Source organism: uncultured Algibacter sp., from assembly GCF_963976535.1.
Lineage (GTDB): Bacteria > Bacteroidota > Bacteroidia > Flavobacteriales > Flavobacteriaceae > Algibacter_B.
The window spans coordinates 39,991-57,446 of sequence record NZ_CAXBLF010000016.1 but is presented as its reverse complement, the minus strand read 5'-3'; the positions used below and the strand labels follow the sequence as shown (position 1 = coordinate 57,446).

Sequence of the window (17,456 nt, the reverse complement as noted above, 5' to 3'; positions counted from 1 at the left end):
TGCTTTTCCATTAACGGAAAATAAACATGTCCTTTCCCTTCTTTTTTATAATCAACAAAGCCTTTATTTTCTAAAATTCTAACAATTGTAGATACGGTATTGTAAGCAGGTTTTGGCTCGGGAAACTCTTCTATTATGGCTTTTACATTGGCTTTTTTTAATTGCCAAAGTATCTGCATTATGTCTTCTTCTGCTTTGGTAAGTTGCTTCATTTTTGCTGAATTTATTTCAGTATCTTTTGATACTATTTCTGTTTTTTATTGAGATACTGAAACAAGTTCAGCATAGCAAAGTGAAATATTTCACTTTGCTAATATAACTAAATATTTAGTTTAAACTAATTACTTAGTTTAAAAATGTAACATTTGGCATGATTTTTAGTCTAAGTTAGTATACATTACCAATTTAACTATAAAATATCGCATTCAAACTTGTTCATTTTTTGTTCTATTTTCTTGTTCACAATTTCCGTAACTTGGTTATGCAAATCGATCACAGCGTCATAGAACAAAAAAGCAACTTCGTTTTCTGTACGGCATTTTATAGTTAAATTGGTAAAACTTAAACATTTTTATGGATATCATTTTAATTATCATTGCTGCACTAATCCTGTTTTTAGGCATTATTGGCAGTTTCATACCTATTTTACCAGGACCGCTTACTAGTTGGATTGGGCTTTTAGTTGTTCATTTTACCGATGCGATACCCATGGACAAATCGTTTTTAATTATAACTTTTGCCATCGCTATATTTATTTGGCTACTTGATTATATTATTCCAGCCATAGGCACAAAACGTTTTGGAGGTACTAAATACGGAATGATTGGTACAACTATTGGACTTATTGTTGGGTTGATTGCTCCTATTCCTGGTGGTATTATTATTGGCCCTTTTTTAGGTGCTTTAATAGGAGAGCTTATAAACAAAAGTGACACAAAAACAGCTACAAAAGCCGCTTTTGGATCTTTTATTGGTTTTTTAACATCAACCTTTATAAAGTTTGTAGTTGCTATAATCTACCTTGGTCTTTACATTGGTATTTTATGGGATTATAGAGTTGCTCTATTTTAATTCCCATCTTACTTATAGCTCAATATTTGAATAAATCTGTATTCGTGAATCTACGATTTCATGGGAATGACAATTTCAACAGATACCTCTCTTAAAATATCGAGGAATTATTTTTCAATTTAAAAAGAAGAAACCCTATGGGTCTCTCACATCCATAGGGTTTATGTAAATTGCTATTATCAACAAAAAAATTGAGGGATTAATTAATTTTTGAAGTGTTGATAAACAAATATACTTAGAACCATTGTTTTCAAACTGCGGGAAACCCGTAACACCTTTACGGGGTAATAGTAGTATTCAACAGTAGCATAGGTTTCAAGCGCATAAAAAAAAGGTAATTTTATTAATAAAATCACCTTTTTTTTATTTATGTAATATTTTAGCTATACAAATCCTTTTATTCTAGCCTCGTTAAGTAAAGTTTCGTCTTGTCCGTCGTGTACTTCAAAAATATCTCTGAGATGCTTTTTTCTTTTTTCAACAGCACTTAAAGAAATATCTAAGTGAGTCGCTAAATTTTTTGTTTTAACACCTTGAGATAATAAGTGAAGAATTTTTCTATTCTTATCATCTATAACAATATCACTTGTTATGGCTTTTCTAATATGGCTATTTACAGTGCCACTATAAAAAGGCGGATTATTAAGTACTGCCTGAAAAGCACTTGCTAATTCACTAGATGTTAAGTCACTTTTAATCATAAAACCTTCAGGGTCTATGGTTTTGATAATATTATGAATTCTAAAAGATTCATTAAACATGGTTAAAATAATAATTTTAGCACTTGGTAAAATCTTTCGAGCATATTCTGCTAAATCTTCTCCAGAACTCATTGAACCATCCGATGAAGGCGGTAAGCTAATATCGACAAACAGCACATCATAAGGCATTTCTTCTTGGACAGACTTATCCATTAATGCTACAGCTTCATCACAATTATTAGCAATATCAATTTCTAATTCTTGGTTATCTTTCTTTGTGAATAGCAATGTATTTTGATACCCCTCAATAATCATTGGGTGGTCATCAATCATAAGTATTTTTATATTTTCAATCATAATTTGTCGTTAGGGTATTGGTGCTTCTATGGTTACTTTAGTTCCAACATCTTTTTCTGAAGTTATGTTTATAGTTCCGTTTATTTCTTTTATTCTAGAATTCATGTTTTTTAAACCAATGCCTGATTTAGCTTTATTGACATCGAAACCAGAACCATCATCTGAGATGATTAAGCAAATTACATTATTTTTTAGTTTAAAACTAATAGTCACTTTACTTGCATTAGCATGTTTATATATATTATGAAGTGCTTCTTGAATGATTCTATAGATATGTATCTTCTTTTTGTTTGAAACTTCATACCAATGTATTGCATCATCATGATCAAGTTTATATTTTAAATGATATGCCCAAGCTTGTGTTTGGACTAACGTTTTTATGATATCTATAAATCCAGAACCTGAAACAAAATCAGTATTCAATTTATGTGATACTTTTCTAATATCTTCTTCTATAGTTTTAAGTCTGTCAATGTATTGGCTTCTTGTTTTTATAGCCTCTGCGCTATTATTCATATTTAAGCTGTCTAAACTTAACCGAGTTCCAAATAACCGTCCTAAAACACCATCATGTAGTTCTTCAGAAATTCGTTTCTTTTCTTGCGCTCTTGCCTCTTCAATACCTTCATTTTGCGATAACATGAGGTTATAAATCTCCTCGTTAGTCTCTTGTTGTTTTTGAATAAATTGTAGTTCTTTATTCTTATTCCTCTGAGAAATTACCAGATACAATAGAAATGAAGCCAAAATAACAACCATAGATATTATTAAAAGCCACAAACGTTCTTTTGAAATTTTAATATTTTCTTGCTCTAATTGATTTGTTTCATATTTAATTCTTGCAAATTTATTTCTTATAGTTCTTTCTGCTTTTTGTAAACTGTCATTAAGTTTTATGTAATCTTTTAAATATTTTACAGCTACGTTACCTTCTTCAACTTTAGAAAGTAATAAAAGTGATTCTAATAAATCATCATTATGATATTGTTCAGAAATATTTTTAGCCCTATACGCATAAAACAATGCTGAATCTTTTTTATTGTGCCCATTATAATATTCAGCTAAATGCTGATTAATAATAATTGAATTATAACTTGCTGCACTATCGCCAAGGCTGTCACATATTTTTAATGCTTTTATATATAATTCAGGTAACTCATCTTCGCTTTTTGACAAATACAAAGTATGCGCATAATTATCCAACACTAATGCATAAAAAGAAGGTCGTTCATTAATTAAGTTTTTATTTCTTAAAACTTGGCTATAATAATCTAATGCTAATTTATACTGTCCTGAGTTTTTATAAGATAATGCTAAATTATTTTTAGAATTATCAATGGTCGATTTAGTATCGCCTTTGAGTTCTCCTTTTAAATCTAGAGATTTCTTATGATATGAAATAGATTCATTATATAATTCTAATTGGTCAAATAATAGCCCTAAATTATTGTACAAAAAAGATTTATACCGTATTACATTGTTTGATTGATTTAGTTTATCTAATAACGCAATAGCTTCAACTGAGTTGACTTCACTTCCCGTGAAATCTTTTTCATCTTTCTGAATAACAGCTATTCCATAAAGAGTCAATGCTAATTTATAGTCATTATGTAATTTTTTATATATTTTTTCAGCTTTATGATAATGGTAATAAGCACTATCACCTAAATTACCTAAAACACTATACCTATATAATTCTCCAATCTTGTAATGTGCATTAGCAATTGTTGATGAATCAGTAATATTAGTATTCAATTCATACTTTTGAATAGAATCAACTTTTTTCAAACTACTTTTCTGTTGTGATTCAGATATAGTATTAAATAATAACAAGAATATGTAAAGAAATATAAGTTTCAATTAAAGGAAAGTATTAACTATTTCCTCAAATGTATTTATAATTTTTTAATTTATACAAATAAAAAGGCTCTTTGCATATTATACAAAGAGCCTTTTATAAAAAAATTAGATATTATTTATTCGTTAACTCCACCACCAGTAAACAAAGTTTTCTCGGTGTCTGAAGCTGTCTGAATATCACCTTCATTTAAATCTTGTTTTGTACAAGATGTAATGGATGCAAAAAATAATGCTACTAATAAAGTAATTTTTAAGGTTTTCATATTAATTCGGATTTAAGGTTATACAGTTTTCTTGATTTTTATAAATAAAAATGGTCACTAAGACTTTGAAAAACAAAATCTTGGCTCAAGGGAAAAATGGATAATTAACTTAAAATCGAATACAAAATAAATGCAGAACGACTCTATAAAATTTTTAATGAGGGAAATGACTTAAAAAAGTCAGAGTGGATTAATTCTTCTTAACTGAACTTAGGGAATATAATGGGTCGCTCAACTAAGGAGTGCTAAAGTATGTTAAGAAGTAATATGTAGCATCACTTTTTTCGACGAAATGTAAAATATTCGACGAAATGCACTTTTTTTTATCGACGAAATGCAAAACAAGTTAATTCTGTATGTGTTGGATTACAATGTGGATTTGTTTTTAACTAAGCTCGTTTTTACTATTTTGGTTTTAACATCTTCTTCTTGGCCAGTATTCTGTATTCTTTTAATAAGTAACTCAGCGGCATGTGCACCTATAGCTTTAGCGTGTTGCCTAATAGTTGTTAGTTTAGGAAGGGTATGGTTTGAATCCGATTTGCTAGCAAATGCTATTACCGATATATCTTTTGGCACTTTTAAACCAATACTCACCGCAGTATTTAAGGCTATAATACCCGAAGAACTATCAGCAGCAACAATCGCATCAATAGTTTTGTGCTTTTTAAACAGCGATTTTATTTTTTTTTGATGGTCATCTTTCTTCTTTATTTTTAAAACTAAAGGTTCAAGATTCCCATTTTCTATAATGGCTTTATTATAACCACGTTCTCTTAGCTTACCAACACTCATATCGTTTATATTACTAATAAAAGCGATATGCTTTCTTCCTTCATCAATTAAGTTTTTAGTTGCATTGTAGGTCGCATCAAAATCATCAACAATTACCTTATCGCATAAAACATCATGTGCAACTCTATCGAACATAACAATGGGTAGCCCTTGTTTAATTGTTTCTTTAAAGTGTTCAACTTCATTATTAATTTGAGATTCTTCAGCAACTGATAATATGAAACCATCAACACTTCCATTTGCCAATAATTGCAAACTTTCCTTTTCCTTTTCTAAAGATTCGTTTGAGATACAAGTTATTATATTATAGCCTTGTTTTGTAGCTTCACTTTCAATACCAAAAAGAACTTTTGCCAAAAACCGATTTAGAATATTAGGTATAATAACACCAATGGTTCGTGTTTTATTATTTTTTAAACTTAAGGCTACTTTATTGGGTCTGTAATTATATAATTTCGCAAGTTCTTTAACTCGTCGTACCGTATCTTCTCCAATTTCTTCGCTATTGTTTAATGCTTTAGAAACTGTTGATATTGAAACGTTTAATTCTTTTGCTAATTGTTTTAAAGTAACCATTCTAGAAATTAATAATTTTAAATCTAGGCAATTTACAAAATAACTCTTTGTAACTGCGAATTATTTTTTTTCTTCTCTTGTAATAATAAACTATTAAAACAAAAAGGGATATGCATCATTGCAAAAACCACATCATGTAAAAAAACACCCCTTCTTACTTATTGAACAAGGGATGCTTTAAATTAGTTTTACTTAAAAAAATTGCTATTAATTAATTCAAACTAATTTTTAATGTACTTACGGTTATTGATTTAATACCGGAATCAATTTGCCCGTATGCCCAGATCTCTATATACTCATTTAGAGCTAACTCAACAGAACATGAGATATAATTATTTGATTTGTCTAACGTGTTTTTTACCGGCATTAAAGTGTTTGTTTCTGTTATAGTTGTTACACCATTTTTACTTATAAAAAAAGTATAATATTCCAAACTATCATTTTGAGATAATGCAGCATTAATTTGAAACACTCTTGTTTTTTTGCCTAAATATGTTAATCTATTATTTTGAGGAGAGGAAATTTTAAATAAATTTACAGCTGCGGCATTAATTTCTGGATTTATAATGCATTTAAAATAAGTTGTGCCTGAGGACGGTGCTATTGTGCCATAATTAGCAAAATTATTATTTAAATACAGGTTTCCGTGGTTGCTCAGTACTCCTTTGCTTTTATTAGTGTACTCATTTTCAAAATATACAATTGTTGAATCTGAAATATGTAAAATTCCATCATTAACAATTTGTGAATAACAACAAATAAAGTTAAAGAAAATTAGAGCATTCCATATAATATACTTTTTCATCATACTTAAAAATTTAGCTAATTAATTTTAGTACATGACAAAAATATAAAAGTGTCACATTGAGCGCAGTCGAAATGCTTTTGAATACGATATTTCCAATGTCTTCGACTGCGCTCAGATTGACATCCGATATATTATCAATTTTTGTCATGTACTAAGCTAATTAATAGTAAATTTTGTTAGGGGCATTTCTTAATATTATCTAAGTTAATATCGTTTTCCTCATGATCATACTGCCTTAGATATGGTTTATAATTAATTGTGGTTTTATTTAGGAGCTTGACTTTTAATGGCATATTAAGAATTAAGATCATGTGCAGTTCTATACATAAACAATTCTAATTCTTTTGTTTTACGTTTTAAATTATCTTCTAATTTTTTTCGTTTAGTAATATCTAGCATCATGGCGCAATAAAAATTTGAGCCTCCATTTTTCCACTTACTTATGGCGAACTCTAAGGGGAATTCTATACCGTTTTTTTTTAAACCTTTCATTTCAACAGTATCATTTGTTTTAAAGTCTTGAAGGTTTCTTACTGCATTCAACAATCCAATTATGCCCGTTTTTCTATCCTTACTTGTAATTAACTTTGTCAAATACTCTCCCTTTATTTCTCGTTCAGTATAACCAAAAGCAAGTTCCGCACCTTTATTCCATTCTGTAATTTTCCCTTCGTCGTCTACAACTACAATAATACCAACTTTCATCGATTGAAAAATAGTATGATACTTTGCTTCATTCTCAATTAATTCTTGTTTAACCTCACTAACATCTTTCATTTCTTGAGTAGAAATTGTAGCAGAAACAACAATACCTTTAGCATTAAGTACAGGACCAATTTGCGATACGAAAATGGCATTTACGCCTTCTGAATTAGGACCAATAGTTTCAAATTGGTTTGGTTTGGCGTCATTAAAAACATTCTTAATGATTTTCTTAACCATGTTATGAAAAATAGGGCTAATAAAACTATACAAACTACATCCTAAAACTTCTATCTCATTCAATTTTCCAAATCCTCTATTTGAATTTGTAATCTCAGAAAAAACATTAATTGTAATCACTGAATTTGAAATACCATTATAATAAGTTTTAGCCGGAATTTCACTATCCACATTCGTTAAGTGAGCATCATATTTTGGCTTCACATTAACATAAAAAGCAACAAACTTATCTATTTCTCCTTTACCATTTCTTCCTGGAATTATTGTTGTGTCTAACTTATATAATTTACCCGAACTTGTATAATCTGAGAGTATTCCTTTCCAAATTTGCCCGCTTTTAATAACAGTCCACAAGTCCTTATAAATAGGATTAGCATGTCGCTCTGATTTTAAAATTGAATTTAATTCTCCCGAAATTCTTTTATGGGGGATTTCAATTAACTCAGAAAACTTATTATTTGCATAAATAATTCTCCCTAACTTATCTACTATAGAAATACTTGTATGATTTTCTAAAAATTCTTCTAGTATATTTTCTGGATTTTCTCTCCAGGTTTGTTGTTTAATTAATTTCATAACATTTTTGGTTTTGATTCAAAACAATAATCACCATATGTATTAATATTGTTTAAAATCGAATTTGGGGCATGTCATCAATTGTCCATCAAGCTTATAATTTACTTTCTCAATAATTTATCTTCTGAAACAACTATTTTATGAATATTGTGTATAGCTTGTTTGATGACAATCTAACTTGGACTCACAAGCATCTAGATACATAAACACATAACTTTCTACTATACCTTTATTATCCTTTAATGGCACAATGGTAGTTTCAAAACAAATTATTTTTTCTGATTTTGTTTTGTAATTTAAAACACCTTTCCATAAGCAACCAGTTTCTAAAGTTTTCCATAAATTTTTATAAAAAGGGGCTTTATGAATTTTAGATAAGAATATACTATTTACAACACCCAAAAGTTCATTTTCCTTACTCTCCATTTTACTACAAAATCGATTATTAGTATATATTATGCGACCTAGATTATCTGATACCGAAATGGCCACATTACTTTCTATAAATTGTAAAATGGACAAATCGGGGTTTATACGCCACTTAAAATATTTAAATACTTCCATTAGCTGAGTTTTTGGTATTAATAGAAAATGTTAATGCTTCATTATAATTCTTGAATATTTTAAAAGGGATAATTGGTTCGTAAATTCTTTTATATGAAATAATTAATAACTCTATTTTCAAAGAATTGACTACAAAAACCTCTGCTAAACCCAATTTAGAAAGCTCGGAGCTATTTGCTAATTTTTTGGCAGCTGTACTTAAAAAAGCGCCATGCGTATTTCTTAAATCTATAAGAAAAGGCATTTTTTTGCCGTTACACAATTTAGAGACGGTCTGTATATAACTCTCGACTGTATCTTCGTTTAAATTGCGAGCGGGGTCGAGGTTCAAAATTTCACAAAACAAAATCCCGTTATCAACCCAAAACTTGGTTCGTTCCAATTGTATTGTCTCATTCTTTCTAGTCATATTAGTAGTATGTGTTAAAAATATAGTTGGTTTCAAGGGAATATTTAACTGCCTTTTGATAACTCCTAAATACTTTATTAGGAATTATGGGGTCTTGAATTATTTTCATTACAATGAGTTTAAATTGTATAAAAAAAGACTTTATCACAAAGGACTTTGATAGTATTGCTGATTTAAGATCTGAATTTTTAGCCAGAGTTTTTACTACTGAAAATGTGTATTTGCTATTTAACTGTCTGAGATCTATAAGTAAAGGGAAATATTTACCATCAGATAATGTGGCAATAGCTTCTAAATAATCTTCTATAAAATCCTCATTAAATTCATTTTTGCATTTTTTAGAATTAAATTCGCAAAAAAGAATTTCATCTTCAAGCCAAAATTTAGCTTTTCTACATTTTATTTTATTGCCCATAATTGTTATTCAATTTAAAAACTGAATGACAATTGATGTGCCAAAATGTATAAAGGACTAATTGAAATGTTTTAATTAAATGATTTTCAATATATTACGTTAATATTTGTATTAAACGTACGTCACAAAAAATAACGGCATATCGTTATTAAAACAACAAATAATATGCAATTAACGGAATACCGTTATTTTATTGTGGTTTGGCTATGTTAAGTTTAGCCATTTTATCCCGTAATGTACTTAGTTTTAAATCTAGCAGTATTGCTGCACCGTTAGGGCCACTAATTCTCCAATTACATTGCTCCAACACCTGAATAATGTGGTTTCGTTGTGCCAGGTCAAACGATAAGTTCTTACTATTAATTGGCAATATTGATTTTTGATTTTTAGATTCAAAACCAGGGATTAACAGCGTCTCACTAGTAGATAATATTGAAGACCTTTCAATTAAATTTTCTAACTCTCGAATGTTTCCTGGCCAATGATAAGCCTTTAGTTGATTCATTGAATCATCAGATATATATTTAATATTCTTCCCATACGCTTTATTAAACTTATTTAAAAAATGCTCTATTAATAAAGGAATATCATCTTTACGTTTTCTTAAGGGAGGGATTTCTATTGGAAACACATTTAGTCTAAAATATAAATCTTCTCTAAATTGTTTTTTCTCTATCTCCTCTTTAAGATTTCTATTTGTTGCTGCGATGACTCTAACATCTAATTTTTTTAAATCAGTACCACCAACAACTTCAATTTCACCTTCCTGTAAAAACCTTAATATTTTTGGCTGCATATCTAAAGGCAGTTCGCCAATTTCATCTAAAAACAGGGTGCCTCCATCTGCTAATTCAAACTTTCCAATTTTATCATTTACAGCACCTGTAAATGACCCTTTTTTATGCCCAAATAATTCACTCTCTAAAAGCTCTCTTGGTATGGCCGAACAATTAACTTTAATTAATGGTTTATTATTTCGTAATCCAATATTATGAATTGCTCTAGCTAATAATTCTTTCCCTGTACCAGATTCTCCTAACAATAATACTGTAGCGTTTGTTGGCGCTACTTTTTCTACTTCTGTTAAAACATTACTGAATGCTTCACTCCCATAAACCATCTCCTCATAGTTAAAAACTAAATCCAATTCATTCCGTAGATATATATTTTCTTGCTCTAATTGACTTTTTAAATCACTTACTTCTCTCAGGGTTTTATTTAATTCTTCTCTTGCCTTAACTTTTACAGAAATATCATCTATGGATGCGAAAAATGCAACATCAGCGCCCTCTTCATTTTTAACTCTTGAAATAGTTACTTCTACTGGAAAACGCTCGCCATTTTTACGTTTAAAAACCGTTTCTCCGCCCTTGTATATCCCTAATAATGTTTTTTCAACAATCTCATTTATTTCATCATAATATTCTTCCGGCCAATAAGGGAAAGGTGGTGAAATTCCTAATAATTCTTTTTTAGAATATCCCGTCATTTCACATAATGCTGGGTTTACATGAATATGCTTACTATCTGAATCAATTACCGAAAGTCCACTCTGCATAGAATTAATTAAACTTTCTGAAAACTCTTTAGCTCTTTTTAATTCTAATTCAGCTTTTCGGCGCTCCGTAATATCACGCACTATCGCAAGTATTTTACCATCCTTTTGTAATCTTGCCGAGATTTCTGCTTCTATTAAAGTTTCATTTTTACAAATTAACTGTCTTTCAAAAATTACAGATTTTCTATTAAGTATTTTTTTATGTATCTCTGGGCTTTCAATAATATCACCTACAATTACATCTTGAAATTTTAATTTTAAAAATTCATTTTTAGTATATCCTAATATATCGTAGGTCGCTTTATTTAGAGCATGTATGGTGCCATCAAATGAATAAGTAAGAATAGCATCACTAGCTTGATTAACTAAAGATTTATAGGATTCATCTCTTTTTTTAACTTCAGCCATTATATTGAATTTCACAATGGCTATTTTTGCTAAACTCACAGCAGAATTTAATTCTCGAATATCTTCTAAAGATGGTGTTTTAATAGCTTTACTATAAATTGCGAAGGTACCTAAAACATTGTTTTCTTCTGAAAGTATTGGAACAGACCAACACGATTTTAAATTGTGTTTTAATGCAATATCTTTATATTCTACCCATAGCAAATCTGTACTTATATCTGAAACAATTACTGGTTTTTTAATAAACGCTGCTGTACCACAAGAACCTACATTTTCACCTATCTTGACTCGATTAACTGCTAAATTGTATGGTTTGGGTATATTTGGCGCTGAAATAAGATCTAAATGAATACCATCTTCTTGTAACAAACTAATGGATCCAAAAAATTCTGGGTGTAGTGATTCGCAATTAATTATTATATGATCAAACACCTTTTTTATTGGTGTATTATTAGCTATTAAATCTAATACGGCATTTTCATTAATTAGTTTTTGCTCAATTTTCTCGCGCTCAAATATTTCTTTTTCTAAATCTAAATTTTTTTGTTCCAACTTACTTATAAGGCGCTTACTATAAAGTTTTAAAACTTCTTTTTCAGTAAATTGTGCGTTTTCTTTGGGCTTTACGGGTGATTTAACTAATGTTAATAAATTTTGAATTAGTTGTAATATTTTGTCTGAATCCGTAGGTTTTATTAAAAAATGAGCCGCACCAAGTTTTAAAGCAAAATCTTCATCAGATTTTTCAGTGTATGTAGAGGTGTAAAAAACAAATGGAATGTTTTTAAATAATTCATCTTTTTTACATGCTTGACAAAACATATAGCCATCCATTACAGGCATTAAAATATCCGAAATAATAAGATCTACACTGTTTTTATGTAATTTTTCAAGCGCATCCTTACCATCCTTCGCTTCAACAACTATAAAATTAGCTCTCTCAAGTATTACCCTAAGTATGTAAAGGTTTTCAAATATGTCATCTACTATTAATATAGTTTTCATCCTAATTAATTCTAATTTTTAGCAACATGAATGCTTTCCATTTGATTTACAAAAGTGTCGGGATTAATAGGTTTTTCTATATACCCATCCGCTCCAGCTTCAATGGCTTTTTCCTTATCTCCTCCCATGGCATATGATGTAACCGCAATAATAGTGGTATTTTTTGGCAAACCATTATGTCTTAATTTGGCACATATTTCATAGCCATCCATATCGGGTAATTGAATATCTATCAAAATAATTTCAGGATGGTTTTCGTGTGCTAACTTTAATCCATCAATGCCATTATAAGCTATAATTACCTTATAATTACTTTTTTCAAGTAAATACGTTAACATATACATATTTTGCTCGTTATCTTCAATTATCAAAATAGATGGCTTCATGTTATTTGTCATATATTAATTAATAGGTGATGTTCTCAAAAATATTACTTTTATAAATTCTTTATTTGAAAATCACATTATTTATTCTTGGCGTTTTCTAAAGGTAACTTGAAAGTGAAATTGCTCCCAATTCCTAATTGACTTTCTACCTGAATGGTTCCTCCTAATTTTTCAATTAAATTTTTACAAATTGCTAGTCCTAAACCAGTGCCTTCATGATTTCTACTAAGCCCTCCTTCAATTTGAATAAAAGGCATAAATAATTTAATAATATCATCATTACTTATTCCAATTCCTTGGTCTATTATCTGAGTTATAAGCAAATTATCTTTAACGCCAACTTTTATGAGTATAGTCCCCTTTGTCGAAAATTTAATAGCATTTGAAAGTAAATTTAATAGAATTTGCTCTACCCGTCTTTCATCACTTATAAGCGTTATATGCATTTCGGTAATTTCAGTAATCATTTTCAGTCCTTTAGCTGAAGCTTGTGGTAATAAAAAGGCAATTGTTTTTTCTAAAGATGTTAAATAATCAAAAGGGTAAAAAGACACTTTTAATTTACCAGCTTCTATTTTAGAAATATCCAGAATATCATTAATTAAACCTAATAAATGCTCACCACTATTTTTAACCATGGCTAGTTGTTTTTTTTGTTCCTCGTTTAATGGTCCTGCCAATTCTTTTGATAATATACCTGTAAAACCAATTATAGAGTTCATGGGTGTTCTTAACTCATGTGACATGGTAGCCAAAAATGCAGACTTCATTAAATCGGCCGATTGCGCTTTTATCTTTTCTTTTTCTAATTCAATAGATTGGTAATTTATATCTTCTAAAAGATTTAATAAAGCTTCTTTACTATCGTTAAGTTCTTCGGTTCTCAAACTCACCAAATTCTCCAAGTTGTTTTTATAATTTAACAATTCTTTTTCGTTAACAATTCTAACTGTAACATCTTGTAATGTGCCAAAAAACTTTTTAGGAATTTGATTTTCATCATAAAATATTTCACAATGTTCATCCACATATTTTATGCGGTTTTTATCAAACAATAAGCGATATGTTATTTGATAAGGCTTTTTGTTCATTATTGAATCCGTAATTAATTTGATTACTAAACTCCTATCGTCTGGATGTATGGCATCATAGAACCTCTGCTGAGTGACCTCAAATTTTTTCGAGTCTTTTTCGAATATTCTAAACATTTCTGCTGACCAAGTTAATTTATTCATCTCGATATCCAGCTCCCAACTCCCAAGGCTTGCTATATGTTGTGCTCTTTTTAAATTTGATTCACTTTTTTTAATACGATCTCTTGTGATTTCATGTATTGATTTTAATTCTGATTCTTGTTTTGTTAATTTAACACTAATTAAATTACTGTATCGCTCCGATTGTCCGTTTAATAACCAAACAATCCAACCACCAACTATTGCTATCATAAATCCAATTACTACAAACCATATTACTGACTTTATTGTATTATGTTTAGGCACTACATACAGTCTCCATTCACCAAAAGACATTTCTATAGGAACAGCAAATTCTTCAAAAGACGACATATCGTTTTCTAAAAAAAAATCTTCCTTACCCGTTTTTTTATTAACCCTCGATATCTGATAATCAAAACGGCTATCATTTTCATAGTTTATATTTAAGTCATTAAAGAAAGTGGATAGTTTAATAACAACGGCAGAAAATCCTGCGAATTTGTCATCTATAAAGATTGGCTGTCTACTAATCATACCAACGCCACCCTGTTTTAGATTAACTGGCCCCGCGATAAAAAAATCTTTTCTTTTTATAGTAGTAAGGGCGCCTCTACTAGCCACATTACTTGACATAATATTAAATCCAATTACTTCGTTATCCTTTTGTGGGTAAACGTGTGTAATTACACCATTGCTATCAACTAACTCCACCGCATCAAAATAGTCATGGCGCTCTAATAAATCAATTGCTATGCTTTCAAAATCAGGAGGTATTCCATTTCGCTCTATTATGTATGCCAGTGATTTTGTTGCAGAATAGTTATACATCACTAAAGCTTGCAGTTTTTCTTTAACTAAATTTACCTCATTAGTTATTTCTTTCTTTTGCTCATTTTTATTTATTAAATACTGCTGATAAGCAATATATTGAGCAATAAAAAGGAGTATTATAAAAGTTATGAAACCAGCTACAAAAGGTTTTTTTAAATACAGATATAAAGTATTACTTTTCATAGTAAAGCAAAATTAAATGGGCTCAATATTTTAATAGTTAATTTATTTATCATTTTTTTTTTGCAATTCCTTAATAATACTCTTAAGTTCTTTCATTTTTAATTCTCTTCCAATAAATATTTTATTCATTCGTTCTAATTCCATATTTTTCGAATTAACCTCTTCAGTTCTTATTTCAACTAATTCTTCAAGATTGTTTCTGTGCTGTTCTAATTCTTCTTCAACATCTTTCTTTTCAGTTATATCTTGAATAGTAATCAAAACATGACCTTCATTATTTAGCTGAAGTGCTTCTAAAGAGATTAATATAAAAAGTTGTCTTCCAGATTGCATAAGGTATTCTAATTCAATATTTGAAGCATAACCATTTTTTCTAAATTGACTCCATAACTTTTCTTCATTTTCCAGGTTTTTTTGACTATCAAAATTGAATAATCCTATTTCTTCCGCTGTGTTCCCTAACATGTTTTCTCTTTTAAATCCAACCATGTTAGCCAACGCTTCGTTTACTTCAATAATCTTTTTTTCTTTATCAAGTATGGCTTTTCCAATAAGATTAGATTCAAAAGCTTTAGAAAATTTTTCTTCACTTTCTTTTAATGCTTTTTCTGCTTTTTTACCTTCTGTAATATCTTTCACAAATGCCGCAACAACGAATTGTTCATTTACCTGCATTGTAAAAGTGTTAACATCTAAATTAATTATTTCTCCATTCTTTTTCTTGTGATTCGACTCAAATCTTGCAAACCCCTTACTCACCATTTCATTTATCCTTTCATCTATCTGTTTTTGATTCAAGGCTGATTCTAACTGATTTATATTCATTGTTAGCAACTCCTCTAGTGTATAACCTATCATATTAACATAAGAAGGATTTGCATCCAAAATTTTTCCAGTAGCATCAGCTAATATAAATCCATCAAGTAACGTTTCAATTATGAGTGTATTTCGATTTCCAAGGGCAAGAATTTCCTTTTCTGATTTTTTCTGATCTGTAATATCTCTAATTACTCCAATTAAAAACTTCACACCTTTTTCATCAACATACCTAGTTTTTTTAGTAGAAATTATTCGTATTTCATTATCTCTGACTGTAAGACTTTCTTTACTAACACTCTCAATTCCATTAGATATAACCTGCTTATCAATACTTAAAAAACTCTCCCTTTCTTCAGGAGTCACATCTTCAGCTAATGTTTTACCTATTATATCTGCTCTTGAAAGACCGAACATTTTACAAAAAGCATCATTTACAACGAGCAAACGACTTTGATCATCTTTTACAAATACGGGGTCACCAATATTATTAATAATGTTATCAAGATAATCTTTACTTTCAATTAAGAGTTTTTCTGCCTTTTTCTGTTCGGTTATATCTGTGAAATAAATAGTTAACCCTTTGGAGGAAGGATAAACTCTATTATCAAACCATTTACCAAAGGGCTCAAAATACTCTTGAAAATATTGCGTTTGTTGTGTTTCAACGGCTTTATAATAAGCCATATAAAATGGCAACCCAACGCCTTCAGGAAATTCAGTCCAAATATGTTTTCCTATTAAACTGCTTGGTGTTCTTCCTAAAAACTCACCCGCTTTTTTGTTTACATAAGTATAGCACCAATTGGTATCTAAAGAAACAAAACCATCCGAAATATTGTTTAAGGTTATTTCTATTTGAGATGTTAATTTTTTCTCATCTATCTTTTTTTGGATCTTAAGATCTTCATATTTTTTTCTATACTTTATTATTGAAAAAATATCTCGTTCTTGGTTGGCAATAAAAGTTGTTGTTTCATTATCGTTATCCAAATATTTTACATACAAATAGAGTATTATTGAATATATGATAGCCGCAATAGATTTACCTAAAAGATGACTTAATAATGAGGTTTTAAATAATGGAGTTCCATAAAATATTGCAATATTAAAAGCTACTGCATCAAAAATTAAAATTGACCATAGAGATATTAATAGAATTAAAAAAAAAGGAAGTTTTTTAAATTTTAAAATTAAATATTGATATAGAATAACTAGTAACAAAAAATCAATAAATAATATAACCGTTCCACTAAATAAATAATTAAAATTTATATTAAAAATAGATTCAGAATTTAACGATGTATTATTAATTTGGCTATCAATAATTTGCTGTAAATAAGTAATTTCAAACATCAAGGACATGATAATATTTGAAAAAACTATACCAATAATAAGAGTCCTAGCACTAGCTACACCTTCTTTTATATAAATTAATAACACAGCAAATAGTATTCCACTAAATAAAATAATGGATCCAGGATAAATCACATATTCATCAAAAAAATTAAAACTTAGTGAACTACCTAAATTAGCTTGCAGATATTGAACTGCTCCCAATAGAATATAAAGTGGTGCTAAACCAAGTCTAGCTCTTAATTTAAATAATAGAAGTATACACGAAGATATAAGTAAAAACTCCGTAATTATAATGGTGTAAATGTTCATACAATATTTATTTCTGTATTTACTTCCCTTGTTGAGTTCTTACTATTATT

15 protein-coding genes are annotated in these 17,456 nt (G+C 29.1%); 1 reads left to right on the top strand and 14 read right to left on the bottom strand.

The window, feature by feature from the left end; all coding sequences use genetic code 11:
- A partial coding sequence (locus AAC024_RS06775; protein ID WP_339894528.1) for a BlaI/MecI/CopY family transcriptional regulator occupies positions 1-212 on the bottom strand: 212 nt, incomplete at its 3' end.
- 361 nt (positions 213-573) lie between these two features.
- Between AAC024_RS06775 and AAC024_RS06770 the strand changes: the two genes are divergently transcribed.
- Complete coding sequence (locus AAC024_RS06770) at positions 574-1,071, top strand: DUF456 domain-containing protein (protein WP_339894527.1); 498 nt, start codon at positions 574-576, stop codon at positions 1,069-1,071.
- A gap of 383 nt (positions 1,072-1,454) precedes the next feature.
- On the opposite strand, the gene AAC024_RS06765 is transcribed toward AAC024_RS06770, so the two are convergent.
- The 13 genes from AAC024_RS06765 to AAC024_RS06705 all read right to left on the bottom strand — a co-directional run bounded on the left by AAC024_RS06765 (position 1,455) and on the right by AAC024_RS06705 (position 17,406).
- Positions 1,455-2,129 carry a response regulator gene (locus AAC024_RS06765; RefSeq protein ID WP_339894526.1) on the bottom strand — a complete coding sequence of 225 codons (675 nt, stop codon included), beginning with the start codon at positions 2,127-2,129 and terminating at the stop codon, positions 1,455-1,457.
- 9 nt (positions 2,130-2,138) lie between these two features.
- Positions 2,139-3,917, bottom strand: a complete 1,779-nt coding sequence (locus tag AAC024_RS06760; protein WP_339894525.1) for a sensor histidine kinase — start codon at positions 3,915-3,917, stop codon at positions 2,139-2,141.
- Between the two features lie 188 nt (positions 3,918-4,105).
- On the bottom strand, positions 4,106-4,252 hold the full coding sequence (locus AAC024_RS06755) for a hypothetical protein (protein ID WP_339894524.1): 147 nt from the start codon (positions 4,250-4,252) through the stop codon (positions 4,106-4,108).
- 366 nt (positions 4,253-4,618) lie between these two features.
- The gene (locus tag AAC024_RS06750; protein ID WP_339894523.1) at positions 4,619-5,623 is read right to left on the bottom strand and encodes a LacI family DNA-binding transcriptional regulator; all 1,005 of its coding nucleotides are present in this window, start codon (positions 5,621-5,623) and stop codon (positions 4,619-4,621) included.
- A gap of 211 nt (positions 5,624-5,834) precedes the next feature.
- The gene (locus AAC024_RS06745; RefSeq protein ID WP_339894522.1) at positions 5,835-6,431 is read right to left on the bottom strand and encodes a hypothetical protein; all 597 of its coding nucleotides are present in this window, start codon (positions 6,429-6,431) and stop codon (positions 5,835-5,837) included.
- A 294-nt stretch (positions 6,432-6,725) separates the two neighbouring features.
- Positions 6,726-7,949 (bottom strand): PAS domain S-box protein, encoded by a 1,224-nt coding sequence (locus tag AAC024_RS06740; RefSeq protein ID WP_339894521.1) that lies wholly within the window; start codon positions 7,947-7,949, stop codon positions 6,726-6,728.
- Positions 7,950-8,087: 138 nt separating this feature from the next.
- Positions 8,088-8,513 carry a PAS domain-containing protein gene (locus AAC024_RS06735; RefSeq protein ID WP_339894520.1) on the bottom strand — a complete coding sequence of 142 codons (426 nt, stop codon included), beginning with the start codon at positions 8,511-8,513 and terminating at the stop codon, positions 8,088-8,090.
- A complete protein-coding gene (locus AAC024_RS06730; RefSeq protein WP_339894519.1) occupies positions 8,500-8,757 on the bottom strand; it encodes a hypothetical protein in 258 nt (85 codons plus the stop codon). Before AAC024_RS06730 ends, AAC024_RS06735 begins: the two co-directional genes overlap by 14 nt.
- Positions 8,758-8,923: 166 nt before the next feature.
- The gene (locus tag AAC024_RS06725) at positions 8,924-9,337 is read right to left on the bottom strand and encodes a hypothetical protein (protein ID WP_339894518.1); all 414 of its coding nucleotides are present in this window, start codon (positions 9,335-9,337) and stop codon (positions 8,924-8,926) included.
- A 190-nt stretch (positions 9,338-9,527) separates the two neighbouring features.
- Positions 9,528-12,308 carry a sigma 54-interacting transcriptional regulator gene (locus AAC024_RS06720; RefSeq protein WP_339894516.1) on the bottom strand — a complete coding sequence of 927 codons (2,781 nt, stop codon included), beginning with the start codon at positions 12,306-12,308 and terminating at the stop codon, positions 9,528-9,530.
- A gap of 11 nt (positions 12,309-12,319) precedes the next feature.
- A complete protein-coding gene (locus tag AAC024_RS06715; protein WP_339894515.1) occupies positions 12,320-12,694 on the bottom strand; it encodes a response regulator in 375 nt (124 codons plus the stop codon).
- A gap of 77 nt (positions 12,695-12,771) precedes the next feature.
- Entirely contained in the window at positions 12,772-14,922 is a 2,151-nt protein-coding gene (locus AAC024_RS06710; RefSeq protein ID WP_339894513.1) for an ATP-binding protein, read from the bottom strand.
- Positions 14,923-14,964: 42 nt separating this feature from the next.
- The gene (locus AAC024_RS06705) at positions 14,965-17,406 is read right to left on the bottom strand and encodes a PAS domain S-box protein (RefSeq protein ID WP_339894511.1); all 2,442 of its coding nucleotides are present in this window, start codon (positions 17,404-17,406) and stop codon (positions 14,965-14,967) included.
- Positions 17,407-17,456: the final 50 nt, after the last annotated feature.

What these genes read in the sequence shown, in the direction of transcription:
- AAC024_RS06770 (WP_339894527.1), top strand. Translation starts at nt 574, where the DNA reads ATGGATATCATTTTAATTATCATTGCTGCACTAATCCTGTTTTTAGGC.
- AAC024_RS06765 (WP_339894526.1), bottom strand. Translation starts at nt 2,129, where the DNA reads ATGATTGAAAATATAAAAATACTTATGATTGATGACCACCCAATGATT.
- AAC024_RS06755 (WP_339894524.1), bottom strand. Translation starts at nt 4,252, where the DNA reads ATGAAAACCTTAAAAATTACTTTATTAGTAGCATTATTTTTTGCATCC.
- AAC024_RS06750 (WP_339894523.1), bottom strand. Translation starts at nt 5,623, where the DNA reads ATGGTTACTTTAAAACAATTAGCAAAAGAATTAAACGTTTCAATATCA.
- AAC024_RS06745 (WP_339894522.1), bottom strand. Translation starts at nt 6,431, where the DNA reads ATGATGAAAAAGTATATTATATGGAATGCTCTAATTTTCTTTAACTTT.
- AAC024_RS06740 (WP_339894521.1), bottom strand. Translation starts at nt 7,949, where the DNA reads ATGAAATTAATTAAACAACAAACCTGGAGAGAAAATCCAGAAAATATA.
- AAC024_RS06735 (WP_339894520.1), bottom strand. Translation starts at nt 8,513, where the DNA reads ATGGAAGTATTTAAATATTTTAAGTGGCGTATAAACCCCGATTTGTCC.
- AAC024_RS06730 (WP_339894519.1), bottom strand. Translation starts at nt 8,757, where the DNA reads ATGCCTTTTCTTATAGATTTAAGAAATACGCATGGCGCTTTTTTAAGT.
- AAC024_RS06725 (WP_339894518.1), bottom strand. Translation starts at nt 9,337, where the DNA reads ATGGGCAATAAAATAAAATGTAGAAAAGCTAAATTTTGGCTTGAAGAT.
- AAC024_RS06720 (WP_339894516.1), bottom strand. Translation starts at nt 12,308, where the DNA reads ATGAAAACTATATTAATAGTAGATGACATATTTGAAAACCTTTACATA.
- AAC024_RS06715 (WP_339894515.1), bottom strand. Translation starts at nt 12,694, where the DNA reads ATGAAGCCATCTATTTTGATAATTGAAGATAACGAGCAAAATATGTAT.
- AAC024_RS06710 (WP_339894513.1), bottom strand. Translation starts at nt 14,922, where the DNA reads ATGAAAAGTAATACTTTATATCTGTATTTAAAAAAACCTTTTGTAGCT.
- AAC024_RS06705 (WP_339894511.1), bottom strand. Translation starts at nt 17,406, where the DNA reads ATGAACATTTACACCATTATAATTACGGAGTTTTTACTTATATCTTCG.